The 25793-nt window shown below is 39.3% G+C and carries 17 protein-coding genes; 9 read left to right on the top strand and 8 right to left on the bottom strand.

The window, feature by feature from the left end; all coding sequences use genetic code 11:
- Positions 1-28 precede the first annotated feature (28 nt).
- Together B9A52_RS07610 and B9A52_RS07605 are read left to right on the top strand one after the other, a co-directional pair.
- Positions 29-502 carry a nuclear transport factor 2 family protein gene (locus B9A52_RS07610; RefSeq protein ID WP_084119740.1) on the top strand — a complete coding sequence of 158 codons (474 nt, stop codon included), beginning with the start codon at positions 29-31 and terminating at the stop codon, positions 500-502.
- A 442-nt stretch (positions 503-944) separates the two neighbouring features.
- A complete protein-coding gene (locus tag B9A52_RS07605; RefSeq protein WP_172805184.1) occupies positions 945-1406 on the top strand; it encodes a lipocalin family protein in 462 nt (153 codons plus the stop codon).
- A gap of 297 nt (positions 1407-1703) precedes the next feature.
- Here the strand turns inward: B9A52_RS07605 and katG are convergent, their stop codons facing one another.
- Positions 1704-3920, bottom strand: a complete 2217-nt coding sequence (gene katG, locus B9A52_RS07600) for a catalase/peroxidase HPI (protein ID WP_084119738.1) — start codon at positions 3918-3920, stop codon at positions 1704-1706.
- A gap of 415 nt (positions 3921-4335) precedes the next feature.
- On the opposite strand from katG, the gene B9A52_RS07595 reads away from it, so the two are divergent.
- From B9A52_RS07595 to B9A52_RS07570, 6 genes are all read left to right on the top strand, one after another.
- Positions 4336-4671 carry a hypothetical protein gene (locus B9A52_RS07595; RefSeq protein ID WP_157370103.1) on the top strand — a complete coding sequence of 112 codons (336 nt, stop codon included), beginning with the start codon at positions 4336-4338 and terminating at the stop codon, positions 4669-4671.
- 4 nt (positions 4672-4675) lie between these two features.
- Positions 4676-6238 carry a sugar porter family MFS transporter gene (locus tag B9A52_RS07590; RefSeq protein WP_157370102.1) on the top strand — a complete coding sequence of 521 codons (1563 nt, stop codon included), beginning with the start codon at positions 4676-4678 and terminating at the stop codon, positions 6236-6238.
- A gap of 80 nt (positions 6239-6318) precedes the next feature.
- The gene (locus B9A52_RS07585; RefSeq protein ID WP_084119735.1) at positions 6319-7623 is read left to right on the top strand and encodes a glycoside hydrolase family 16 protein; all 1305 of its coding nucleotides are present in this window, start codon (positions 6319-6321) and stop codon (positions 7621-7623) included.
- A 53-nt stretch (positions 7624-7676) separates the two neighbouring features.
- Entirely contained in the window at positions 7677-11126 is a 3450-nt protein-coding gene (locus tag B9A52_RS07580; protein WP_157370101.1) for a hypothetical protein, read from the top strand.
- A 301-nt stretch (positions 11127-11427) separates the two neighbouring features.
- A complete protein-coding gene (locus B9A52_RS07575; RefSeq protein ID WP_084119734.1) occupies positions 11428-12264 on the top strand; it encodes a DUF4349 domain-containing protein in 837 nt (278 codons plus the stop codon).
- A gap of 1 nt (position 12265) precedes the next feature.
- A complete protein-coding gene (locus B9A52_RS07570; RefSeq protein ID WP_157370100.1) occupies positions 12266-13261 on the top strand; it encodes a hypothetical protein in 996 nt (331 codons plus the stop codon).
- A gap of 24 nt (positions 13262-13285) precedes the next feature.
- Here B9A52_RS07570 and B9A52_RS07565 read toward each other — a convergent pair whose 3' ends face one another.
- On the bottom strand, positions 13286-14587 hold the full coding sequence (locus tag B9A52_RS07565) for an aminotransferase class V-fold PLP-dependent enzyme (RefSeq protein ID WP_084119732.1): 1302 nt from the start codon (positions 14585-14587) through the stop codon (positions 13286-13288).
- A 166-nt stretch (positions 14588-14753) separates the two neighbouring features.
- Here B9A52_RS07565 and B9A52_RS07560 point away from each other — a divergent pair, with 166 nt between their 5' ends.
- Positions 14754-15539, top strand: a complete 786-nt coding sequence (locus tag B9A52_RS07560) for a hypothetical protein (RefSeq protein ID WP_172805183.1) — start codon at positions 14754-14756, stop codon at positions 15537-15539.
- A gap of 294 nt (positions 15540-15833) precedes the next feature.
- On the opposite strand, the gene alr is transcribed toward B9A52_RS07560, so the two are convergent.
- The 6 genes from alr to B9A52_RS07530 all read right to left on the bottom strand — a co-directional run bounded on the left by alr (position 15834) and on the right by B9A52_RS07530 (position 25701).
- Positions 15834-16988: an alanine racemase gene (alr, locus tag B9A52_RS07555; protein WP_084119731.1), complete on the bottom strand. Its 1155-nt coding sequence runs from the start codon at positions 16986-16988 to the stop codon at positions 15834-15836.
- A gap of 138 nt (positions 16989-17126) precedes the next feature.
- Positions 17127-19619, bottom strand: a complete 2493-nt coding sequence (locus B9A52_RS07550; RefSeq protein WP_157370099.1) for a hypothetical protein — start codon at positions 19617-19619, stop codon at positions 17127-17129.
- 62 nt (positions 19620-19681) lie between these two features.
- Positions 19682-22879: a CHAT domain-containing protein gene (locus B9A52_RS07545; protein ID WP_084119729.1), complete on the bottom strand. Its 3198-nt coding sequence runs from the start codon at positions 22877-22879 to the stop codon at positions 19682-19684.
- Positions 22876-23646: a tetratricopeptide repeat protein gene (locus B9A52_RS07540; protein ID WP_157370098.1), complete on the bottom strand. Its 771-nt coding sequence runs from the start codon at positions 23644-23646 to the stop codon at positions 22876-22878. The genes B9A52_RS07545 and B9A52_RS07540 overlap by 4 nt, the downstream gene beginning before the upstream one ends.
- A 10-nt stretch (positions 23647-23656) precedes the next feature.
- Positions 23657-24214 carry an RNA polymerase sigma factor gene (locus tag B9A52_RS07535; RefSeq protein WP_084119727.1) on the bottom strand — a complete coding sequence of 186 codons (558 nt, stop codon included), beginning with the start codon at positions 24212-24214 and terminating at the stop codon, positions 23657-23659.
- Positions 24215-24504: 290 nt separating this feature from the next.
- The gene (locus B9A52_RS07530) at positions 24505-25701 is read right to left on the bottom strand and encodes a serine hydrolase domain-containing protein (RefSeq protein ID WP_084119726.1); all 1197 of its coding nucleotides are present in this window, start codon (positions 25699-25701) and stop codon (positions 24505-24507) included.
- Positions 25702-25793 lie beyond the last annotated feature (92 nt).

The raw sequence follows: 25793 nt of genomic DNA, 5'->3' as shown, positions 1-25793 counted from the left end.
GATGGTAAATATTTTGTAACTTTTGGCTATGTCACAAAAGCATAATAAAATCATAATAGCCTTTTATGAGGCATTTTCAAAAGGAAAAGCAGCTGAGATGGTATCACATTATCACAATGATATTGTCTTCGAAGATCCGGCTTTTGGGCAATTGAAAGGAGAGGAAGCCAAAGCCATGTGGAGAATGCTCATTGAAAGAAGCAAGGGAAATATTAAAATCACTTATTCCAATGTGGAAGCTGAGAACGAAAAAGGAAGTGCATTTTGGCAAGCTGAATATATTTTTGGCCCGGACAAAAGAAAAGTGATCAATAAAATAAATGCCTCTTTCAAATTTAAAGACGGTAAAATCATCCAACATACTGATCGATTTGATGTATGGAAATGGGCAAAACAAGCTTTGGGTTGGAAAGGTTGGCTGCTAGGATGGACTCCCCTTATGAAAAAGCAAATTCAAAAGCAATCGCGGGGATTGTTGAAAAAATATATGGCGAGGATTTGAATTAAAGTTTCTTCCTCATCACGTAATAAGATGGATAATACGGGCTTTAATTTAGAAAAATGATATACCTGAAGTTTTTTGGTAGGCAATAACAATTATGGGTTAATCCATCCTTTAAACTAAATTTAAAGAAATTGGACCTGCTACATTTGAATAGACATTAATTTAAGCTCTTTTCTTAAATTTGGAACAATGTGTAAAAGAGAAAGAAGAAGATTTGACGTTTTCTTTAAATGAATGGCAGTAAAGTTGTAACTTTGCGATTACGAAAGCAACGGCCATTTAAATATCTTTCCTTGTATTCATTTGAGCTACTATTTTACTGGTGGAATTACATATATCTATTTAAAATAAACCCACGGATCAAAACAACTAAAGGGACAATAATTTATTCAAGATTATGCTAAAATTTAGGATCGGCTTAATTTCATTTCTGATCGCAATGAGTAGTTGCACAGAAGAAACGCCAACAGTCAATGATGATTCTTCAGCATTGATTAAAGGAGAGTGGATACTAGAGGATTGGTATGATAGCGTGCCTCGCGATATTAATAATGATGGGGAAGCTTCTAATAACCTGTTTTCTCAATGGAATGGATGCAAAAAACAAAGTGTGCTATTTTTATTAGATGACCGCACAGGTAAGATTGTATATAAAGGAGAAAGCAACAACCCAAAATGTCCTCCTGGTTTTGAAACCAATAATTTTTTTCGAACAGGACCTTGGGAATACAATGAGGAATCCCAACTACTAACATTTAGAGGGGACGATTATTTAGACAGTTATTCGGTAATAGAATTAAGTCCAAATACCCTTGTACTCAAAGGCTCCGGATTTTTAACATGTTGTGATGCATCAATTTCATATTTTACAGGAGGATATTTAAAATTTCGCAAAGAATAAAAGGGTCAGAGAGTACAATTTACTCTATAACACAATCATGAGTTGCGGCTGTTATTTAGGACCAAAAGAAATCAAAAATCCTATTTTAAATTCCCCCTTCGCCTAAATTTTGTCAAATCAAATGCCGGCATTAATTTTTCTCCGAAATACTGTTTTTTGGATTTTCGGTAAATTTGTTGAATCATTTCCGCCAAGACCCCGCTTCCTTTCCTAGTGTAAGGAAATAGTCTTGACAAAAAAAATAGCTGCCCAAAAAAGCGGGCAGCTATCCAGTCTTCAAGGAGATTGAATTTTAAATCAAACTAGATCAAATCGATCTAGGTTCATCACTTTGTCCCAAGCGGCGACAAAGTCTTTTACAAACTTATCTTTACCATCAGCACATCCATAGACTTCAGATATAGCTCTTAATTCTGAATTAGAACCAAAAATCAAGTCAACTCTGGTAGCCGTCCATTTAGGTTCACCGGATACCCTATCACTTCCTACGAATAGATTTTGAGCGTCAGATGTTGCCCTCCAGGTTGTTCCCATATCCAATAGATTCATAAAGAAGTCATTGGACAAAGTCTCAGGATTTTGGGTGAATACACCGTGCTTGGATTTATCAAAGTTAGCGTTCAAGACTCGGAGACCTCCGACTAAAACTGTCATTTCAGGTGCAGTCAGATTCAAAAGCTGCGCTTTATCGACCAACATTTCCTCAGCACTGGCCATATTTTTTGCATTGAAATAATTGCGGAATCCATCTGCTTTAGGCTCTAAGAAGGCAAAAGAATCAATCTCAGTTTCTTCCTGAGAGGCATCCATTCTTCCCGGAGTAAATGGTACGGTGATTTCAAGGCCTGCATTTTTAGCGGCTTTCTCTATTGCTGCACATCCACCCAATACGATCAAGTCAGCAAGGGAAACTTTTTTGTTTCCTGATTGGGTGCCATTGAACTCCTCTTGGATACTCTCCAGAGTTCCCAACACTTTAGTAAGCTGAGCAGGGTTATTGGCGGACCAGTTTTTCATGGGCTCAAGTCGGATACGTGCACCGTTGGCACCACCCCTCTTATCAGAACCTCTGAAAGTGGACGCTGATGCCCAAGCTGTGGAAACCAATTCGGAAACAGTCAGTCCAGAAGCTAAAATATTGGCTTTCAATCCTGCAATATCTTTCTCATCCACCAAGGCATGGTCTACTGCAGGTATAGGATCTTGCCAAATCAGATCTTCAGCAGGTACTTCAGGACCCAAATAGCGGGATTTTGGCCCCATATCTCTATGGGTCAATTTGAACCAAGCTTTAGCAAAAGCATCAGCAAATTCATCGGGATTTTCGTAGAAATGTCTCGAAACCTTTTCATACTCAGGATCAAACCTCATGGACAAATCCGTTGTCAACATAAAAGGTTTGTGGAATTTGCCTGGGATATGCGCATCAGGAATAATCGCTTCTGCATTTTTGGCTTCATATTGGAAAGCACCTGCCGGACTTTTAACCAATTCCCATTCGTATTCAAAGAGGAATTTGAAGTAATCATGACCCCATTTGGTCGGAGTTGATGTCCATGCACCTTCTAATCCTGAAGTGATGGTATTTTCAGCAATTCCACTACCAAAAGAGTTTTTCCAACCCAATCCCATCTCTTCTATGCTGGCACCCTCAGGTTCTGGACCTACATACTTGGTAGGATCTGCTGCACCGTGAGTCTTACCAAAAGTATGACCACCTGCTATCAGGGCAACTGTTTCATAGTCATTCATAGCCATACGGCCAAAAGTCTCCCGGATGTCATGAGCCGCAGCAACAGGATCTGGCTTGCCTTGAGGTCCCTCAGGATTGACATAAATCAGACCCATATGGGAGGCTCCAAGAGGTTGTTCCAATTCCCGTTCTCCGCTGTATCTTTTGTCATCTCCCATCCATTGACCTTCTGAACCCCAATAAACATCTTCTGCGGGTTCCCAAACGTCGCTACGTCCACCAGCAAAACCATATGTCTCAAAACCCATAGTTTCAAGGGCAACATTACCGGTCAAGATCATCAGATCAGCCCAAGACAACTTCTTACCATATTTTTGCTTTATCGGCCAAAGCAAGAATCGCGCTTTATCCAGATTTGCATTGTCGGGCCAACTGTTTAGCGGAGCAAAACGCTGAGTACCAAATCCTCCACCGCCACGGCCATCCTGAACTCGGTAAGTACCTGCACTATGCCAAGCCATTCTGATCATCAATGGACCATAATGACCGTAATCAGCTGGCCACCAGTCTTGGGAAGTTTGAAGTAATTCTGCAATATCTTTTTTAACCTCATTTAGGTTCAAAGACTTAAACTCCTCTGCATAGTTGAAATCTTCACCCATAGGATTGGAAAGGGCAGAGTGCTGACGTAGGATATTAAGCTTCAATTGATTTGGCCACCAGTCACGGTTTCTTGGTCCCGCACCTGCAGCTTGGGAAAGTTGACCATTGTGAAAGGGACATTTGCTGATATCACCTTCATTCATGTTATAAGAATCCATAGTATTATTTGGTTATTTAATTTATAATTTATGTCAGCTAAATTAGCAAAGATTATTTTTATGTAAATAAATTTTTGATTGATAAAATCTATGACGCTTGGTCAATTTCGATTTGCCTAAAGTTACAGAAATAAGAATCATATTAAAAGAATGCGACTCTAATTCCATTTGCTTTAACTTGAAAAAAGGTGCAATAAATGACTTTATGCCTTTGAAAAATGTTTTTTAATCCCTCACATTTGGATAGATTAGAAATATAGTTTTTGAGCTATTTATAAAAAGGCTTCAAATGACCTGTAGTAATTTAATTTCAGCCTTGTAGTAATATTGATGTAGTATTTCAGCATGTACATTTTGAGCTATAGAATAAATTTGTTTGGCTTTGGAAAGCTCGATAAACCCAATGATTTCAATTATGGCACAAAATGAAGAAATTTATTTTTCTGGTTTAAAATTATTTGTTTTCGGGAAATTTTACCTGAGTAATCATGCAGGTCTTGTAAGCAAGGAAGAAGTTTACTATAAAAATTTTTTAACCAAAATTATTTTCCCCAAATCCAAATTAATAACTCCCCTGTTCTTGGAAAGTTCATTCGCTAAACCGAAAAAAAATCATGTCGGTTTAAGCGCTTTTTTTGGCATTGCCAGGGGTTATTTTTCATTTAAAAAATCATTGCGAATTATTTCCGCAGTACTCTTAATACATGAATTGCAAAAAATATACACTAATCAATACAACCTGAATAGATAACCATATGACTAAGAACCAAATTTACACCATCAAAATTGCACTAATCGTGGCATTAGGGGGATTCTTGATGGGTTTTGATGCATCTGTAATTTCCGGCGTTGTCAAATTTATCGAACCGGAATTTAACTTGACCAAACTTGAATTGGGTTGGTCAGTGGCTTCACTTACTCTGACTGCCACCCTCGCCATGATTTTTTCCGGTCCCTTGTCAGACAAATACGGTCGAAGGAAAGTTCTTCAGATAGCAGCCATGCTATATGCCATCAGTGCCATTGGATCTGCATTGGCCCCGACTTTTTTTATTTTGGTGGTCGCAAGGATGGTAGGAGGTTTGGGAGTCGGTGCATCCCTGATTTTGGCCCCAATGTATATTGCGGAAATTTCACCACCAACAATGAGGGGAAGAATGGTTTCCTTCAACCAACTCAATATTGTGATTGGTATTTCAGTTGCCTTTTTCACCAATTACCTGATTCTGAAATTTGGTCAATCAGAATCCGCTTGGGCTTTGAATCTCAAATTTGATGAATACAACTGGCGATGGATGTTGGGACTTGAATTACTTCCGGCCATCCTGTTTTATTGGGGCTTGTTTTTTGTACCAAAAAGCCCGCGTTGGTTGGTGATGAAAGGACAGACAGATCAGGCCTTGGCTATTATGAAGCAGTTTACTGATATCAAAGACGCCGAAAAACAGATTCAGGAAGCTATGAAAAGTCTTCATGAAGATGAAAAAAAGGACGAGGCCAGTCTGATGGAATTCTTCAAACCTGCATATAGAAAAGTTCTAGCCATCGGTATTGTGGTAGCAGTTCTTCAACAGATTACAGGGATAAATTCTGTGTTCTTCTATGCACCAATGATATTTGAGCAATCGGGAATAGGTACAGATGCTTCATTTATACAAGCGATTTTAGTAGGATTGACCAATCTGGTCTTTACGGTTTTGGCCATTTTGTTTATAGATAAGCTGGGAAGAAGGCCTTTACTGATTGGAGGTCTTTTGGGAATTGCGATCAGTATGGGCATATTGGCCTATGGATTTGGTACGGCCAATTACCAGCTTACCAAAGAATCCATTTCGGATCTTCCATCAGAAATCAGTCCTGAATCATTAGCTCCACTGATGGATGTAAATTTTGCAAGTGACGTGACTTTCAAAGAGGCTATAAGGGCAACTTTAGGAGATAAGTCTGCAATCGCTTTTGAATCCAATCTGATCACAGCCGCCATACAGATGAATCCTACACTGATTCTGATCGGGATATTGGGTTTTGTGGCTTCTTTTGCCATTTCAATAGGACCTGTAATGTGGGTACTGTTTTCCGAACTTTTCCCAATAAATATAAAAGGCGCGGCGATTTCATTTGTTGGATTTATCAATTCGGGCGTAAGCTATATGGTCCAACAGTTTTTCCCTTGGCAGCTTGATACCTTTGGAAGTAGCTACACCTTTTTGATTTATGGTCTCTTTGCAGCAGCAGGACTGATATTTGTCATCTGGGCTGTACCCGAAACTAAGAATAAATCATTGGAAGAGTTGGAAAAACTCCTGGTCAAACATTAATCCAAGGTTTTTTTATATGATCTTTAGAATCAATGAAATAGTGTTTAGAATGATATTATAATTTAGAAAATAAAAACAGTATGAAACATCAATCAAATTCTACTCAATCAATATTTAAATTAGGTATTTATTTTCTGGTCTTCTTTGTTTTTGGATGCAATCCCGGTCCAAACCAAACAGAAGACTTGGAACAGGCATCTTCAGAGGAAAAACCTTATCAACTTATTGTTGAAACAGAAACGCTACATGCTGTTTCAGGACCCAGTCGTGTGGAGATTTCCGAGGATAAGGGCACTGTATCTTTAGGGCAAGGCGAATGGATTGGCTTGGATGCAAATTTTGAGCAGGCGGGTAGATATCGGGTAGAGATTTTGGCTTCCGGCCAGTCGGATGATGGGGCAGTTGTATGGATTGAAGATTATTATGACAATAAGGATCAAAGAACATATGATGTAACCGGCAAGATCAACATTGAACCATCAGAGGATATTAAAGCATTTTTTGTCGAAGGAAGCCCTTTCAACGAAGGATTGCATAAGATAAAACTACATGTGGATAAAGGGTCCGTTGTAATAGATAAAATAACCTTTTCCCTTATGAAGGAACATTCTTCTTCTCCCATAAGCCTCACCCAAAATATGGATGGACAAGAATGGGAATTGGTTTGGTCGGATGAATTTGAAGGGGATTCCATTGATGAGTCCAAGTGGACTTTTGATTTTGGCAATTGGGGCTGGGGCAACAATGAGCTCCAATATTACACAGACAATAGATCGGAAAATGCAAGAATTGAAGACGGCATATTGGTCATAGAAGCCAGAAAAAATGATATGGGGCAGGATTGGACATCAACAAGGATGACTACCCGGGGAAAGGTAAGTTTCTTGTATGGAAAAATCGAATTCAGGGCAAAGGTCCCCCGGGAAAAAGGAAACTGGGCTGCTGGCTGGACTTTAGGAGATGATTATGTAGATGAAAAAAGTTGGCCATACAGTGGGGAAATAGACATCATGGAATCAGTTGGCTATGAAGTCGACAATGAAACCGGTGATGGAATTGCCCATTCCACGGTTCACACCCCTGCCTATTATTTCAAGATCAATAACCAGATCAGCAGTACTATAGATGTCAAAAATATTGCAGGTGAGTTTCATACCTATGCGGTGGAATGGACACCCACAGAAATCAGGGGCTATGTAAATGGCGAGCAATACTATGTTTATGATAAAACAGCCAATGAACTGGAGTGGCCTTTCAATAAGCCTCAAAACATTATTCTCAATCTGGCCATGGGCGGAGGCTGGGGCGGTGCCCAGGGAATGGATGAATCTGTGACTTCCCAAAAATTGCTGATAGATTATGTAAGGGTATACGGAAAAAAATAAATCCAGGAGATTTTCTGATCAACAGACATTGTAAAATATAAATATCCAAATCAATGTGCGCAAAAATATGGGTTGAAAACAATCCGCTCTTTGTTTCCAATGAATCTGTCACCGGTGAATATGTTACCATCGGAGAGGAGTCTTATTACAAAATAAGTCATTATGACCGGATGCGTCCCTTTTTTATGAGCTTGGTCAGTCACGCGGACCATTGGATGTTTATATCGAGTAAAGGAGGTCTTTCTGCAGGAAGGATGAACGAAAACAATGCACTTTTCCCTTATTACACCGACGATAAGATTACCGATTCCAGTGATATTACCGGAAGCAAAACACTGATACTCGTCTCCCGGGAAAACAAAAAATTGCTTTGGCTTCCATTCTCTGATCAATATAGGGATAGCTACCAGCTAGAGCGAAACCTATACAAGAATAGGACCGGCAATAAGCTCATTTTTGAAGAGATCAATCACAGTCTTTCGCTGAGCTTCAATTATTCCTGGACTTTTTCCGATAAATATGGCTTTGTCAAATCTTCCTACATCGTAAATCTGGGAGAAAAACAATTGACTTGTCAAGTACTCGATGGACTACAGAATCTACTGCCATTTGGTGTGGACAGTGCCATGCAAAAAGAAAGAAGCAATTTGGTAGATGCTTACAAGAGAAATGAACTTGAGCATGTTTCAGGTTTAGGCATTTATGCGCTATCAGCTATGATTGTGGATCGGGCCGAACCTAGCGAGGCACTCAAAGCCTCTGTTTGTTGGACTATTGGATTAAAGCCAACAGATATCCTTTTGTCCTCTCTTCAGCTTGATCGATTCAAGTTTAATGGACAAATTACTCCTGAAAAAGATATCAAAGGATTCCCGGGTGCCTATTTTGTTCATCACCATTTACAACTTGAAGGGGGAGAATCATCGAGTTGGAAAATCATTGCTGATGTGAATAAGGACCACAGCAATATCTATAGTTTGGTTGAAAAATTATCCACTTCCGACAATTCTTTGGAAAAACTTGTAGAAAATGATATCGCTGCCGGCAATCTGGAATTACTCCATAAGGTAGCTAAAGCAGATGGTCTACAGCTTAGTGCGGATCAATTGGCGACTGGTAGACATATTTCCAATGTCTTATTCAATATCATGCGGGGCGGTTTGTTCGAGGATCAATTTAGCATACAGTCTTCTGATTTTATAGCACACATCATCAAAGCAAATCAGCCGCTTTCAGGTGTTCAGGTAGGATTTTTGGAATCTTTACCAAGTTCAATCAGTCAGGAGAAACTGATGAATCTGGCCCAATCTACAGGTAATCCCGATCTTATCAGATTAAGTTACGAGTATTTACCACTTTCCTTCAGCAGGCGACATGGTGACCCAAGTAGGCCTTGGAATAAGTTTTCCATAGACCTCAAAAATAAAGATGGCTCATCCAAAAAATATTATCAGGGTAACTGGCGGGACATCTTCCAAAATTGGGAGGCCTTGGCCCTTTCCATTCCGGGCTTTATCCATTCCATGATTGTGAAGTTTGTCAATGCTTCTACCATCGACGGCTATAACCCTTACCGAATTACTTCCGATGGGATTGATTGGGAAGTAGTGGAACCCGACGACCCATGGTCTTATATTGGCTATTGGGGGGATCATCAGATCATTTATCTTCAAAAACTGCTTGAAATCTCCCACAATCATTTTCCGGGCAAGTTATCTTCCTTGATGGAAGAGGCTATTTTTGTCTATGCCAATGTGCCTTATCGCATCAAGAGTTACGACAGTATTGTGGCCAATCCAAAGGATACCATTGAATACCATAATGGATTGGAGGAAGTTATTTCAGGAAGAGTGAAGGAAATTGGGGCAGATGGTAAAATTATTTTCGGAGAAAATGGTGAACCTATAAGGGCTACACTTGTCGAAAAGCTGTTGGTAACCTTATTGACCAAGTTATCCAATTTTGTGCCAGATGCGGGCATTTGGCTTAACACCCAAAGACCTGAATGGAATGATGCCAATAATGCCCTCGTTGGAAATGGAGTTTCCATGGTAACCCTGTACTATATGCGCAGGTATGTGGCTTTTTTGCACGCCCTTATCGATTCATCCCCAAAATCACTGCCTTTGAACAAAGCGCTGTTCTCGCTTTGGGAAGGTATTTATCAAGTATTGCAGACCAATCAGGTATTTTTGCGGAAGAAATTCACAGATCAGCAACGCCGCAGTTTTGTGGATCAACTTGGACAATTGGGCGAGGCATACCGCAATGTAGTTTACCAAAATCCTTCAAATGAAAAAACAACTTTACAAACTGCTGAACTGTCCTCCTTTCTGGAACTCACCCTTCAATACATTGATCAAAGTATTAAGTCAAACAAACGTAGCGACGATTTATACCATGCCTATAACCTGATCAATTTTTCAGAGAATCAGCTTTCGGTCAGCCATCTCTATGAAATGCTCGAAGGTCAAGTGGCCATTCTTTCCTCGGGAATTTTGACTGCTTCTGAATCCCTGCAGGTATTGGATGCGCTTAAATCCAGCAAAATGTACCGTGAGGATCAATATAGCTACATGCTGTATCCAAACAGAGAATTACCGGGATTTCTGGATAAAAACAATATTCCAAACTCTTTTATAGATAACTCAGCCTTGGCCAATAAGTTACTTTCCGATTTCAATCAGGAATTGATTGTCAAGGATGTCAAGGGTAAATTTCACTTTAATGGGGAATTTCATAACAGTGATGATCTGCGTGCAAAGCTTGATGAATTGAAGCAACAATATGGGCATCTAGTTGAAAAGGAATATGAGGACTATCTGGAAATATTTGAGGAAATATTTGACCATAAAAGTTTTACAGGCAGATCAGGTACTTTCTATGGCTATGAAGGCCTTGGAAGTATTTACTGGCATATGGTTTCAAAATTATTGTTGGCTGTACAGGAAAACTTACAGCTTGCAATCGATCAGAACGAGGATAAAGAACTGATAGCCGGACTTGTTCAGCATTATTACGAAATCCGTGCCGGAATCGGAATCAACAAATCTCCGGAACTTTATGGCGCTTTCCCCACTGACCCTTATTCGCATACGCCGGGCCATAAAGGAGCGCAGCAACCTGGGATGACAGGTCAGGTGAAGGAAGATATCATGAATAGATGGGGCGAATTGGGGGTTAAGGTTTCCAATGGCTGTATTTCTTTTGCACCAGAGTTTCTACACCCACATGAATTTATAAATGAGGCTAAATTTTTTGAATACTTTACTATTTCCGGTCAGAAGGAAAAAATTGAATTGAAACCGGGAGAGTTGGCATTTACCTATTGCCAGGTGCCTGTTATCTATAAAATGAGTGATCAAAATCAGATCGAATTGGAAAAATCAGGTGGAGAAAAATTTTTCATAGATGCCCTAAAATTAACTCCAGAGCTATCAGCCCACTTGTTTTCAAGGGATCAAAAAATCTCCAAGATCAGGGTATTCTTGAAAATCAATTAAATGGATCTTTACTGATTTATTTAAGAATAGAAATTGCGGATTTCAAAATTAAATCAGTAATTTTCCTGATAACCAATTGAATTTTATTCCCTAAAACCCTATTATCCAATGAATTCAAAAACGAAAGAAGTAGCAAAAAAGAGGAAAAAAATCATAATCTTCCTTGGTTTGGTAATTCTTCTTACTTTGGCATTTGCCATCAAAAAAATTTATTTCGCCGCAAATCCCATTGAAAAGGGATCTGAAACTTTATCCATGAAAATAAGCTAATACTGGTATTTGGATGATTTAAAACAATTTTATGAAAATCCTTTTTGCAATAGCCTTCATCATTGCCGCCTGTTCCAATAATGAAACTGTTGATATAAGCAGTGGGGGAAATTCTGATGATATAATGGTCAACATGGACATGGAATCAGTTCCATTTGCCAAGCAATCTTCTACCACTTCCGAATCCGAATTATACACTCCGGATATAAGCCAAAAACTGGTCCGATCCGGGAGTATTTATTTTCAATCAGAAGGTTTAGAAAAGGATTATGAACAAATCAAAGGAATGCTAAGCGGTTTTAGTGCCTATCTGGAAAGTGAAAACCAAATCAATGATAATTACCGAAAAAGTTATAGTCTGAGAATCCGAGTGCCTTCGGAAAAATATGACAGCCTGTTCAATACTATTTCCAAAATTGCTTTTAGGGTCGAAAGCAAATACTCCAATGTGGATGATGTGACCGAAAGATATTACGATCTACAGAGTCGGATCCAGAATAAAAAAGAACTCGAAATACGCTACAGAGAGATTTTATCCAAAGCCAATCAAGTCAAAGATATCCTTGAAATAGAGCGTAACCTCAACGAAGTGAGATCTGATATCGAGTTGATGGAGGGACAGTTCAATTATCTGAGTAAAGAGATAAAGTTCAGTTCACTTCAGGTACAGTTCTACGAGGAATTGCCCTATGAACTGAATACACCCAAGAAAAAAGGTTTCTGGGTAAGAATATTCAATGCTTTGGACAATGGCTGGCAGATATTTTTGTCAGTTTTTGTAGGTCTGGTCACGCTTTGGCCCTTTTACTTGGCAGGCGCATTGGTTTTTGTTCTGGTGATGTATCTCAAAAGAAAAAATAAACGATAGCATGAGCTTTGGTAGATTTTTTATAATGCTTTTTTCCTGCATTTTATTTTTTTCATGTGCAAGTTTTCAGGATTCCAACATCAACCTCAGGCTGGATAAAAGCAATTGTTTTCAGGAATACTATTACGATTATGCCGAAGACCAAATTCCTCTACCTCTTCATACTATTGCCATTCCCGCAAACCTCCAAGATAATTTTTCCAGGAAAAGCATCAACATTGCCAATGCCATGGGAATTTTGGATTTGTTGGAAAGGTATCTTTTAAGTCTGGAGGATTTCTATGACAATCCCACTATCGAAAACAGGCTCCGACATTTGGAACTGTACCAAAAACTTTTTCAGCGTATTGGTTTTGCTGAGCTTGAGATTTCTTCTGAGTCAGCTGAGCTGGAATGCGAAGAAGACCGGGCTGATCAGATCGCCAAATACCTCAAAGCCAAAGAAGGTGACACAGATACCAAGTTGACGGTAGCCTCAATTGTCATTGGTGCTTTAGGGGCAATTGGGACCACAGTGTTTTTTGACAACGGCAAAACACCGGAATATATAGCTTTAACTACCGGTATTTTAGGAGCAACTTTGGGTGTGATGATATTGGTAAATAAAAAGAAAGTCTCTTATCAACATGAAAGGAATCATCTGCAAGAAATCTGGGATGGCCCGGCTACATCAAGATATTTTCCAGCCTCTGTCTGGTATTATCTCAATTATGTCTATCCTGAAAAGGAGAAACCGCTCTCCAAAAGAGAGGAAATTATTGAAAAATGGATGGGATTGGGCGTATTTGAGAATGTCAAGCCAAAAGACAAAGAAGAACTTATAGGCAAGTTTTTTGGAGATGGGGGAGTTTACCTTAGTGATGAACTTGGTGAAAGGGCCAGTATGTATGACCAAATAGGTTCCCAGATCAATCTTATGATGCAGGATTTGAAAACCCTTTCCAGGGAATTGGAAATTTTGCAAACCAGAAAGTTTGATGAGATCAGAAAAAACTGACTCTGGATATAGAGAGTTTTTTTTCTATCCTTTGGATATTTTTTCCAATCCAAATACCAGGTTATCCAAATCCGAAATTTTGGTATAGACATGGGGTGAAACCCTAACACAATTGATATTGGCTATGGAAATGGGCGTTGTATGGATTTTGAAATCCCGCATCAATCTCGATTCCAATTCACCCGGAGTAAGACCATCCACAGATACCCCGGCCAAAGCACAACTGAATTCTCTTTTCAATGAAGTATGGATTTTTACACCAGGAATTTTCTCAGCTTTGGTAGCCCAATAATCTTTGAGATACCTTATTCTTTCCTCTTTTCTTTTGGTGCCTATCGCGTTGTGAAAATTAAGGGCCTCCCCTATTCCCTGTTCGATAGGGAAGCTTCTGGTTCCCAAATTTTCAAATTTCCTGATATTGTCACTTTTTGGATCTCCGGCACAGATTAATGGCCATACTTTGGTAATCTTCTCTTTTTTGATCCAAAGCATCCCACTTCCAATCGGAGCTGAGAGGTATTTGTGAAGACTGGTGCCAAAATAATCTGCCTCCAAATCGGGAATTTTAAAATCCAATAAACCGTATGAATGTGCGCCATCCACGATCACTTCAAGCCCTTTTTCATGGGCCATTCTGGCAATTTTTAGGATTGGCATAATCTGCCCGTTCCAGTTGATGACATGGGTTAGGTGGATGATCTTTGTCTTGGACGTAATCGCCTTGCGGTATGCTGCTACTATTTCCTCATCATTTTCGGACGGAAAGTTAAAAGTAAGTTGTTTGTAAACAATTCCTTCACGTAAAGCCCTTTGCTGCCAAGCCTGCATCATATTGGGATAATCCTGTGTACTGCCAATCACCTCATCCCCTTTTTGAAGATCCAATCCATAAATGATGGTGACCAAAGCCTCTGTAGCATTCCTATTAATGGCCACTTCTTCAGGGTCACAACCTCCCAATTTTGCCAATCCTGCCCTCAGATTTTCCCTACCCTGATCCAGAATCCGCCACATGTAATAAGAGGGGCCCTGATTGCTCATTTGATTGAATCGTTCCACTGCCTGTTGTACAGCTAAGGGACTTGGAGATACACCCCCGTTATTAAGGATAATGATGGGTGAAGAACTGGCAGAATATCCCTGTTGAATCACTGTCCAATAATCTTCGTCAGTTGCCATTTCCAAGGGAGATTTATGGAGGTGCGCTTTTTCCAATTCCTGCCATTCAGCAGCATGGAGTCTGTTGAAGAAACTGTTGACGGAAAATGCCCCTGCCAAGGCTCCGGCTTTTTTGATAAAAGATCGTCGGTTTTCAAATGAATTCATAGTAGGGATTGCTGGTTAAAATCTTCTTCGGGCACTTTTGACAATAAACCTTTAAGTCGTTCTATTTGTCAAATCTAATTCAACCTATGAAAAAAATCCTTAAATTCCTTCCTGTTTGGTAAAGATGACGTTTTTAAATTTTGATTCAATTTAAAACAGGTACTACATGAAAAGGATACATCTCTTTGAATTTGAAGACCAAGCTTGGTTTCCGGATTGGATCAGGGTACTGATGACAAGGTACATCATGACTTTTCATAAAATGTTGGGAACGGCTGACTTACTTTTACCATTGGTAAAAAGAGGACTCCAATATGCAGACACCAATGTAATTTTGGATCTATGTTCCGGAAGTGGAGGTCCGATGATCGAGGTTGCTCAAAAACTGAAAAAATCCTCTGAATCCAGCGACCTGAAACTCATCTTGAGCGACCTGTATCCAAATCAATCCGCTGCAGATCAATTCAATAAAGTTAATAATCAGTACATTGAATACATCACCTCACCTGTGAATGCCTCTGATGTGAACAAGAAACTTAAAGGCCTTCGGACAATGGTCAGCAGTATGCACCATATGAAACCGAATGTGGCAAGACAAATCTTAAAAAATGCAAAGGAATCAAATCAACCCATCCTGATTTTCGAAATCAGTGATAATTCCCCTCCGATCTTTTTATGGTGGCTTGCCATTCCTTTTGCTTTTGTCACTAGTCTTTTTGTCACTCCCATGGTCAGGCCAATGACTTGGCAGCAAGTGGTATTTACTTATCTTATTCCCATACTGCCATTGTTTATCGCGTGGGACGGTGCAGTATCTAATGCCCGAACCTATACTTTGGAAGATATGGAGATATTGATTCAGGGTCTGTCTGATGAAAATTATCAATGGGAAAAAGGAAAAATCAAGGGTAAAGGAGGAAGCAAAGTTTATTTATTGGGGATTCCAACTTAATTACTTGGCCAGGAGGTCGATGATAAATTGATTACTTGCCCGTCCTATTCATCAACTGTTTAATTGAATTATTAAAAAAATTTGAAAAAACGGGTGTATTAAAATGAAAATCAATTGATCCAAAATCAATTTTTGTTTTTTTGATTCCTAAAATCCTTGGACCTGATTTAAAGTCGGATTACTGTTCTCAAATCCTCCCATTATAACTATAAACTTCCTCCCCCCCTTCATCCTTCATCCTTTTTACTTCATCCTTTGTCCCCAATCTAAAATCTACCCTCTTAAATCTAAAATCTACTCCACCACTTTTCTAGGTATATCCTGTGGCAAACGGGTCAGGAGTTCATAATTCACCTGTTGGGTGGATTCTCCGAAAGAGGCTATGGTGATTTCATTTTCCCCTTGCTTTCCGATAATGACTACTTCGTCGCCTTTCTGAATACCTTCGAGATCTGTGATATCAGCTGCAATACTGTTCATAGTAACAGTTCCTACCACAGAAACAATTTTTCCTCCAATCAGTAGTTTCCCCTGATTGCTCAACATCCTGCTGTACCCATGACCATAGCCAATCGGCACCAAGGCAACGGTCATGTCCCGTGGCGCCATATAACTGGAACCATACCCGATAAACTCGCCCATTTTCACCTTTTTGGTATTCATGATGCTGCTTTTCCAACTGATCAGTCTCTTCAAAGGATTTTTGTTGTCAGCAGGGAGGGACTGGAATCGGTACATATAAGTCTCCTGCGTGGGCCAAAATCCATAAGAAGCGATTCCTAACCTGACCAAGTCCATTTTGGTCTCAGGATATAGCAGAGTGGCAGCCGAGCAGGCAGTGTGGTACTTTTCAAACTCCAGGCCTTTCTTTTCAAACCAGGATTTGATTTTTTTGTACAGTTTGATTTGTTTTCTTACCCGTACATAATTACTGATGCTTTCAGCTCCGGCATAATGGGTGCAAAGTCCTTGAAGTTCAAGATGCTCAGCATTTTCCTTCAATACCTTTACCAGCCATTCCAATTCATCCCAATCAAAACCGGTCCTGTGAAATCCTGTTTCCACTTCTACATGGATTTTGGCTTTGATGCCTGTCTTTTTGGCTATTGCCAAAGCAGCTTCAAGCCTGTCAAACTCAAAAACATAGAAACTGATCCCTTTTCTAATGATTTCTTCCAGATCATTGTTGTCCAACATCCCCATGATCATTACCTGACTTTCTTCCTTGCTGGCTTGATGAACCCGAAGTGCTTCATCAGCACTGAATGTGCTGAAATGTCGGATACCGTTTTCTTCAGCTATCGGAACAATGTTTTCAATCCCATGCCCATAGGCATTGCCCTTGACGACGACGGATATTTCAGTGTTTGGACCTATATCAGACTTTAAAAATTCAATGTTTTTGGAGTAAGCGGATTTACTGATTTCGATGTAAGAGGTATGAAGCATATCGGCAAATTATAAAATTTGGTCGAAGCCTCAATAAAAAAATTCAGGGGAATATCCCCTGAATCTCAAATTTCTAATTATAAGATTCCTAAAATTGAATGTCTAGAAATTATTTTTTAGGATATACAAAATAGAAAATTAAGGTTTTTTTAAAGTAATAACGACCTTAGCAATTCCTCTTCTTGAATTGGCATTGGCAATATATGGACTGCAGTCGCCTGCATTAAACAACCAGGTAGGCGAACTTACTGCTCCTGCGGACCTTTCGGCAAATTCATAGAATCCATCTTTCAATAAAGCAGGATTTTCCTGCCAGGTTCTGGTAGTTCCTTCCGGATGGGGATTTAGTCTAGGAGAAAAGGAAATGATCGTTGCCGAATAGCTGACAGCATTTTCGTAAGGGGGAATAAGAAATAATGTGGAAGCTCCACAGTTAGTATAATTACCAACTACTGTAGGACCCCATGGTCTTGGTGTAAGGTTCACATAAATTACCTTTTTTAATTCGTCATTTTCAACCTGTACACTTCCTTCGATGTCGTCATAAAGGGTCCAATTATTGGAATCTTTGGACTTTAAGTAAGCTTTAACCTTTACCTTTTCGGTTGCACTTTTTACATCCTCATCCAAAGCCTGATAGGAAAGGTAAGGTACCAAAGTCGTTACACTCCTCAAACCTCCTTCAAAATTGCCATACAGTCCATCGGTTATCCACTCAAATTTATAATCAAAAGTCGGATCATTTGCCTTGTAAAAAGCATCTCCATTTGCCCATTCGACATACAATTTGACTTTTTGCTTTTCCTTTCCGCTAAGGGTTACGTTTTTCGGTTTAACTTCCAGCCTTGCAGGTTTGATCGTTATCAATGCCTTCGTTTCTCCGATTTTTGTAAGATTGGATCCCTGCTTGACATAAGCGGTGACCATAACTTCCTCAACTGCATCATCAGGCAGGTTGGATGATTGGGTTTCTGCCCGATAGGTAATGGTTTTTTGACCATTTTCAAATTCAGTCCCATTGTTACCCAAATTATCCCTGATCTTCCCATATTTACCAGGAGTGGACCATTTGTAAAGAAAAGCCTCACCGTCGCCAAGTTGGGTTTTGGTATTGACAGTCAATTCTTGATTTGAAAAAGTCACAATGGAAGCCTCTTTCGGACTTAAAGTGATATCATGGGCGACAGCTTTAACCTTAAACTTTTCCATAGCAGAGGAGGAACTGATCTCTCCTATCATTTTCGAAAAATCTGCGCCTTTGATAGCCAAGTCAATATATTTCAGAACTTTTAAAAAGCGGGCTTTTTTCATCTCCTCCCTATATTTGGCATTCAGGTCGACTTCCCAACTTCCGTTTTGCATTGCCCTTTCTGTCATCAGGTCAGCTATTACCTCCTGAAAATCACTGTTTACCTTATCACTTATAAAATAATCCATTATATCGGACACAAATTTGGTCAAGTCTTTTGTTTGGTATAGTTCCTTGTAAAATGGAGTGAAATCCGCTACATTTTTGACAGCAGCAGCGATAATTTTCGAATGTTCTTCCGTTGCCATATCACCTGCAGCCGAAAAGACTTCAGACATCAGGGGAATGACGATGTCCATAAAGAGAGTTTCGATCATCAAGTCCTCCCATTTTTCTTTTTCTTTAGAAGTAAGCTGCAATAGATCCAGATTTATACCAAGTGATGGTCCAATGACACGAAGTTCGTAGGTTGCTTCTAATTCATTTTCACCTAAGGGGACATTGATCGGGGGGGAATCCGTTTTCGCATACTGTATACCTTGTCCTGCCAATCCATCCGAAAGGGTTCCCAAAAATCCAGAAACTGATTTCGTCGCATCCACTGGCTGTTGGACGTCTGTGATGTCACCTGAAGCAATAGCTTCTTTTAAAATTGTTTCAATACCTTCTTTATTTTTAAAAGCGGTTTTGTATAGAAAAGCATGAGCCTTCCTTCTATAGTAATTCCTCAGATAGACAGATTGGAAATCGTTATCAAAAACCTGTATTCCACTTTGAATTCCATTCGGTTCGAAGTTGATCTGACGGGCTTTAATATCCAGAGGCTCAATATCCTTAACTATTTCTTCTAGGGCGGCATTGAGGATGGGCCTGAAACTTCCATTTGAAAAAGCAGATGGATTTTGCTTAAAAGCCAATTCAAGATCTTGGGTGAATTGATCAAAAACGGCTAATTCGGAGACCTTATCCAAATATCTTTCTCTGAATTCAAAAGGCAGAATAAATGCACCTGAGCCATAATAAAGCAAAACTTCTGCTGATGAAGCCACAGAAATCTCTTTTTTGGCTTCATTTATAAAACCTGAAAGCAAAACATTTTCATCCTTATCCAACAAAAAAGCAAGTTGGGTCTGACCTGGCTGAAGTGCAATTTTGGATTTTTTGGATTCATTTACCGCAAAATCAAAGGTGTTTGCCAAAACCTTTGAACCTGAAAGGTCGAGGGTCGTTCCGTCCGGAATTATTATAGACACATCCAGAGTGGGAACATTTTTAATATCTGAGTCACCATTTACGGGTAAGTTCGGTTCTTCAGTGTCTTTACATGAATTGATGGCAAGAAAAAATGCAAGCAGCAAAAGGAGTGTAGATTTGAAATTCATGATGATAAACATTAGGGATTATGTCCATACATCGAATCCAAAAGAGAATGTCATCAAAAAAATTACCGAAATTTGATTCTGTATATCAAAAAGAGAAAGGTTAGGAAAACAGTTATCCCTAAAGTCAATAAAATCCAATTGTAACCTTTCACCAAACCTGAAATCGGTTCTACATCTCCAAGCAATACCAATCCCGCCCAATACTGAGGAGAAAGTGTCCGGCCTGTTGCAGTGGACAAGTATTTGAGCTTGGCCTCTTTAAGTGCCTTATCCTTGGCCATTCCTTCCGCCAAAAATTCCAAAAAGTAATCGGTGATTTCCATGCTCGATTTTTCATCTACTTTCCAAAGACTGGTCAAAAGACTCTCGGATCCGGCATATTGAAAAGCATGTGAAAGCGATATCATACCCTCTCCCGGTTGATAAACAGGTTTTCCTGTTTCACAGGCAGTGAGTAAAGTAAGGTTTGACTGCATATCCGTGTTGTAAATTTGATAAGCATATAATGCATTATCCTCTTCCAATGGGTCATTATTTTTGGCAAAAATAAGTTTGGAAAAAACCGGGCTTATATTGTTGGATTCTGCATGTGTTCCGATATGGATGATTTTGTTTTTGGCGGCCTTTTCACGGAATGTTTTTGCGGTGGATTCTTCAAAGGCAAAAATGTTTCCTCCGAATGTTTTTGCCGCTTTGTTGGCTAGATTTATGGTAAATGGCTGAGGCAAAAGAGAAAGATAGGGTTTGTCCAAACTTAAAGTATCTTGTATCGATTTGAGGTAATTTTCCTTCATCCGATCCAAAAAACCTGGAGCGAATGCAACGTAGGTATCACTTATGTCATTCGAACTTTTGGTGAAACCCAACCACAAGCTATACTGGTAAGAAATGTCATGTTTGGCAAGTAAACTGTACATGAGGAATTCTTCATAAGTTTTGATTTCCCTGTCTGTCAACAAGTCAAAACTCAAATTAAAAAGCATGCCATCAGGTATAATCAAAACCCTTGAATCATTCAGGTTGTCGTCAAAAGGGTGCCAAAGCTGTTGATATAGTTGATAAGTAACAGCTCCTAAGGCTGTTTGGTCATGCCACAGGGAAGGTAGTTTTTCGACCAATTCGGGATTGAAATTCAATGAATAAAGCTTCTTGTTACCCTTATTGATCACGATGGCCTTTAGGTCCTCCCCTACAAAAAGATATCGGACAATTTGCCTTTCCTTTGGAAATACCAACTCTCCTTCTTCTATATCCCCATATCTGGATTGGTAATAGGACGGGTAATTTGATTTGAGCATTTTCAAATGATTTTCCCATTTGGAGGAAACTTCCATGAATTCTTCCATATCACCTCCTTCGGAAAGGATGTAACCTAATTCATCCTTAATCATGGATTCAGCTTCAATGATGGATTCCGGTACGCCACTGAACCTCACTTGTCTTTGTTGGTTGAGTTGGGCACGGATTTTTGTATATACACTGGATTCGTGGGTTGCGATCAATTGATCTAAGTATTTTTCATCTCCCGTTTTTTCATATAATTCCAATTCGATCTGCTTGACAAAATTGATCAATTCCTGGTTTTGGGAAAGCAAAACCCCCAAATCCTCACTGTCAGAAAGCATTGCCTTTCGTTTTTCTAAAAGTTTAATCCCCTGCCTCAGTTCCTTTAACATTGATTCGAGGTAAAAAACGGATCGCTCTTTTGTCATTTTGTAATCTGACTTCCACTTGAGCAAATATGCCATCGGCTTTTCATATTCAATTCTCACTGAATCGGTAAGATTGGTAACGGACTCCAAAAGGTGGGTAAGAATTCCCATTCCTTCTTCCGCCTCTGATCTGGCTGAAGCATAACTTCCCAAATTGTAGGATACACGGCTTTTGTTGATTACCTGGTGAAAACCTGGTAGTGATTTGATACCATTGGTTTTTTTGGTGTATTCATAGCCCATGTTTGACAATTGCTTCGCCATATCATGCTCTCCATGAAGAGAGAAAAAATCAGCGGCGTGGCCCAAAAAACCCAAGAAAACAAAATCCAATGATTCTTTATTGGTCTGTTGAAAGTATTTCAAAGCTGTTTTATAATATTCTTTTGCAGCGTCAATTTCATTTTCCCCTTCTGCGATCAAGGCAAGTGTGTAATAAATATCTGCCAATCGCAAGGGGAATTTTTCTTCCGTTGCATAGAGATCATCAATGGCCCGAAACAGGAATTTTTTAGCTTCATCATAATTCATCAAATAATTATGGACCTGACCTACCATGATAAGACTTTCTGTGATTTCAGGATGCCCTGCAGGGAAATATTTTTCCTTTTCCTTCAGGGTATGTTCATGGATTTGAAGTGCCTGTAGGTAATTCCCCATGCTTTTATAGGTAATTCCCAAGTTCATCGAACTGTAAAAAATAGATAACATGGCCCGATCCCGCTTGGGATCATCTGTAGCCTGATCGGCAAAGGCTTTGCTGTTTGCGATGGATGACTTGACCATTTTAACACTTTCATCAAGTTTGCCTTTGACATCATATACGGCTGCCAAATTCCCTTCAATCATTGCCTTTCGGTAAAGTTGGTTGGTGGGATTGTTTTCCATTTGATCCAAATATGCGATGCCCTCTTTCCAATAATATTCCGCAGAATCCCAAATAGAGGCATACCAATAGGAGACTCCCAAATCATTGAGGATATTAAAGCGACTTTCGGAACTGGTGTTAGGGTCAGTATCAAATCCCTCCAAGGCTTTAAGGGTATGAGAGCGGGCAAGTCCAAAATCATTCAATTGGGTAGCAAGGACACCGAGATTGCGTTCTATGATCGCCCATTCGGAAGGGGTATGGTCAGGGATTTGATAGGTAAGGTCCAAGGCTCTTTGATTGGCGTCGTATGCCATTTGAATCTTTCCGGCAAACATAAAATACCGATGTGATTCCAGGTGAGCTTGCCTCAATACTCTTGGATCCTGGCTTTTTTCACTGATAAAATCCAACCAATATTGGACCCGGTCCATTCCATATTGCATGTCCCTTTGCTTGTTGGCAATAAATCCTGCAAGCGGAACAAAATAACTGAGATTCAAATATTCAGATTTTATAATATAAAAGTTTGTATGTGTATCAAACAACATAATCGCACTGTCCAAATTGTCCTCATTGATCGCCTTTTGGACTTCAGCCAATCGCTCATCGACTGTTTGCCCATATAGAAGTCCGGGCAAAAAAAAACATAAGAAACCGATTAAAGCTGTCTTTTTCACTTTTCCGTTAGTTCTTTCAACAATTCAATAGCTTGGGGATCTTGGCTTTGAAGCAGAACTTCTACCGCTCGGTCTTCTTTTCCTTCAAGAACATAGGCCAATCCCAAATACCAAATGGCGTCTTTTTGAAAGTTTGAATTTTCATTGGTAGCCACAGCATCGAAATAGAAGATGGCAGGGTCAGCTTTTTTGAGGGCCAAATGTGAAGCGCCAAGGAAAAACTGTAACGTGTCGTTTTCTGGTTTGTCCTGAATTAATTTTTCCCAACGGGTAATTGCCTCCTGATAGTTGGCTGATTTATAGTCCACCATTGCCCTGTCAAATTCATAATTGGATGCTGAACTCATAGCCGTCACCAATCCCGGATCTGCTTGGAAGTATGCCAAAAACAATTTTTCATTTGGATCAGGTTTCAGAAGAAACAACCAAACAAAAAATCCGATAGTCAAAAGCAATGAAGCAGCAATTGAAATAGGTTTCCAAGGGAATAAGTGGATATTTTCTTTTATAAAATCAGGTTTTTTGATTTCCGTAGGTTTTGAGGTATCCAACTCCAATTCTTGATGAATTTTATCAAGATTGTTTCTGAAGGCCGCCTCCTCAACCCCTTCCAAGATGACTTTCATATCCTCCAATTTTTGGGACAGTATCTTGTCTGAGGCGATTTCTTTTTCGAAAGCTATCCTTTCCTGGTCTGCCATATGACCAAGGATGAATCTTTCGAACTTTTCAAATTCTTCTTGCGATATATGATTGTTATTTTTCAATTTGGGTTCTTTATTCTTTTGTGATGAGCATTTCTTTCAGTCGCTGAATACACCTGTATTTGTTGTTTCGGGCAGTAGCCTCTGTCCAATCAAATGCTTTGGCGATTCTTGACATACTTTCTTTTTTATAATAAAACCGGGTCAGTAATTCCTTGCAGTTTTTCCCCAGATTTTTGAAGGAAGAGTCAATTTGATTCAATTTTGACTCCCTATCTTCTATTTCCTCATCCATTCCTTCATGGTAACTTTCCAAAGGAACGGTTTTTCTAAATTTCGATGACCTAAGTTGATCCAACCATTTGTTTTTGGCTATTTGGTAAAGGTACCCGTTAATAGCGGTACTGTTTTCAGGCGTAAACCGATCACTCTTGATATTTTTCCACAAAGCCACAAAAGCCTCCTGAAATATATCCTTTGCTTCTTGAGAATTTCCATTATTGGAAAGGACAAATTTTTCAACCTTAGGATATTGATCCTGATATATTCCCTGAATGATATCAGCATCATTATTTTTAATTCCTTCAAGAATTTCAATTTGGGTGAGTTTTTGAAAAGTATATTGCTGCATGGTATGAAAATTACAGAAATATACAATTAAATGTTTTTTACCCCAAATTTTTATTGTTTTAGATTAATTTTAATTTATATCATAAATCAATTATTCAAGAATATTTTCTTCTGTTTCATTGTATGAATTGGAGACACGGAAAACCAAGGTAAAAGCTAATACTTTTGATTGGTGCTTCATTTCTTTTATTGTTGGTTTATAGCCATACATCGGAAAGTCATTAAAATGTCATCAAAAAAAATAGCCAAATTTCTTTGGCCTTTTTCTTTTAAAAAATTTATCCTAAATGTCTAAAACTGATCGATATCCTTATAAACATTTGTGTTTTGGGAAACCAAAGAATTAGCCAGCGCAAAAAATTCTTGGTTAAAATTATTCCAAAGCGTGGCATTGGTATAGTCCACACAGCCATTGAATAAGAGCACAGCCGCAAGTCCTGTGTTACTGTTGGTTTGGAATACTGTACGAGTTCCTGGAAGTGCCCCACTGAAACTGATACCATTTTGACTTTTGACTATGCCTAGACCGAAGGTGTTGTTGAGCGGACTGGGACCTGAACCTTTGACAAATTCCTGATGGATGGCCGGTTCCAAGAGTTGAGTTCTATCAGGTCGCCCATTGATGGCAAGTACAAATTTCAACAGATCTTTTGCCGAAATGACCATCCCTCCATCACCGTCCCTTCTTTCTATATTAAAGCCATATTCAAATCCCTTGATATTTCCCAAACCATAATACTTGACCTCATTAGGAAACCTATCAGCAAGATTTCTTTTTGCCATTATCGCTGAATTGATCTCCAATGGATCCAAAAAATCATCTTTCATAAATTGAAAGAAGGATTTACCACTAACTTTCTCAATGACTCTTGCTGCGACAAAATAGTTGGTATTGACATACCAGTAACGGGTCCCCGGATCATATTTGAGTAGTGCATTGTCAAGCATCCAATCGAAGAACTGTTTGTTGTTCAAATTAGGACTGCTGTCAATGGCATCCCAGTCATTTGCCAAAACCCAACCACCTGTTGTCATTTGCAAAAGATGCCTGATAGTTACATTTTTTACCCTTTCACTATAAGCCTTTGTACCAAAATCATTTCCCAATATTCCCCCATCCCCAAATACCTTGTCATCAAGGCCTAATTGGCCATCTTGGACCAATCGGAGAATAGCGATACCGGTAAATGTTTTGGAAATACTGGCTATTCTCATTCTGTGGTCGGTGGTCATGGATTGGTTTGCTTCCACATCCGCCAAACCATAGGCTTTGGAATAAACGAGTTTGCCATTTTTGCTAATTGCCAAAGTGGCACCCGGGTATTCCCATTTAGATATAAACTGCGAGATTTGATTATCTATCACAGCTATATCCTCCTGGGTCACTGGTAGCTGAGGTCCTTGGTTGTCATCTTTGTCTTCAGAACAAGACCAAGCGAAAACAAAAGGGATCAAAAAAAGAAGAAAGGTTTTAGATAGTGTTTTCATGAGCTTTGAATTAAAATCGTTTACAAAGCTTCATCGGCATATTTTCAAATTGTCATCAGGTATTTGGAAAATATTTTATTTTTACCTTTCAA

Source organism: Aquiflexum balticum DSM 16537, assembly GCF_900176595.1.
Taxonomy (GTDB): domain Bacteria; phylum Bacteroidota; class Bacteroidia; order Cytophagales; family Cyclobacteriaceae; genus Aquiflexum; species Aquiflexum balticum.
Note: the sequence above shows the minus strand (reverse complement) of the source record. Positions and strands in the feature narration are given on the sequence as shown.

What these genes read in the sequence shown, in the direction of transcription:
- B9A52_RS07605 (WP_172805184.1), top strand. Translation starts at nt 945, where the DNA reads ATGAGTAGTTGCACAGAAGAAACGCCAACAGTCAATGATGATTCTTCA.
- B9A52_RS07530 (WP_084119726.1), bottom strand. Translation starts at nt 25,701, where the DNA reads ATGAAAACACTATCTAAAACCTTTCTTCTTTTTTTGATCCCTTTTGTT.
- B9A52_RS07610 (WP_084119740.1), top strand. Translation starts at nt 29, where the DNA reads ATGTCACAAAAGCATAATAAAATCATAATAGCCTTTTATGAGGCATTT.
- B9A52_RS07585 (WP_084119735.1), top strand. Translation starts at nt 6,319, where the DNA reads ATGAAACATCAATCAAATTCTACTCAATCAATATTTAAATTAGGTATT.
- B9A52_RS07595 (WP_157370103.1), top strand. Translation starts at nt 4,336, where the DNA reads ATGGCACAAAATGAAGAAATTTATTTTTCTGGTTTAAAATTATTTGTT.
- alr (WP_084119731.1), bottom strand. Translation starts at nt 16,988, where the DNA reads ATGCTTCATACCTCTTACATCGAAATCAGTAAATCCGCTTACTCCAAA.
- B9A52_RS07580 (WP_157370101.1), top strand. Translation starts at nt 7,677, where the DNA reads ATGTGCGCAAAAATATGGGTTGAAAACAATCCGCTCTTTGTTTCCAAT.
- B9A52_RS07575 (WP_084119734.1), top strand. Translation starts at nt 11,428, where the DNA reads ATGAAAATCCTTTTTGCAATAGCCTTCATCATTGCCGCCTGTTCCAAT.
- B9A52_RS07565 (WP_084119732.1), bottom strand. Translation starts at nt 14,587, where the DNA reads ATGAATTCATTTGAAAACCGACGATCTTTTATCAAAAAAGCCGGAGCC.
- B9A52_RS07550 (WP_157370099.1), bottom strand. Translation starts at nt 19,619, where the DNA reads ATGAATTTCAAATCTACACTCCTTTTGCTGCTTGCATTTTTTCTTGCC.
- B9A52_RS07535 (WP_084119727.1), bottom strand. Translation starts at nt 24,214, where the DNA reads ATGCAGCAATATACTTTTCAAAAACTCACCCAAATTGAAATTCTTGAA.
- B9A52_RS07590 (WP_157370102.1), top strand. Translation starts at nt 4,676, where the DNA reads ATGACTAAGAACCAAATTTACACCATCAAAATTGCACTAATCGTGGCA.
- B9A52_RS07560 (WP_172805183.1), top strand. Translation starts at nt 14,754, where the DNA reads ATGAAAAGGATACATCTCTTTGAATTTGAAGACCAAGCTTGGTTTCCG.
- B9A52_RS07570 (WP_157370100.1), top strand. Translation starts at nt 12,266, where the DNA reads ATGAGCTTTGGTAGATTTTTTATAATGCTTTTTTCCTGCATTTTATTT.
- katG (WP_084119738.1), bottom strand. Translation starts at nt 3,920, where the DNA reads ATGGATTCTTATAACATGAATGAAGGTGATATCAGCAAATGTCCCTTT.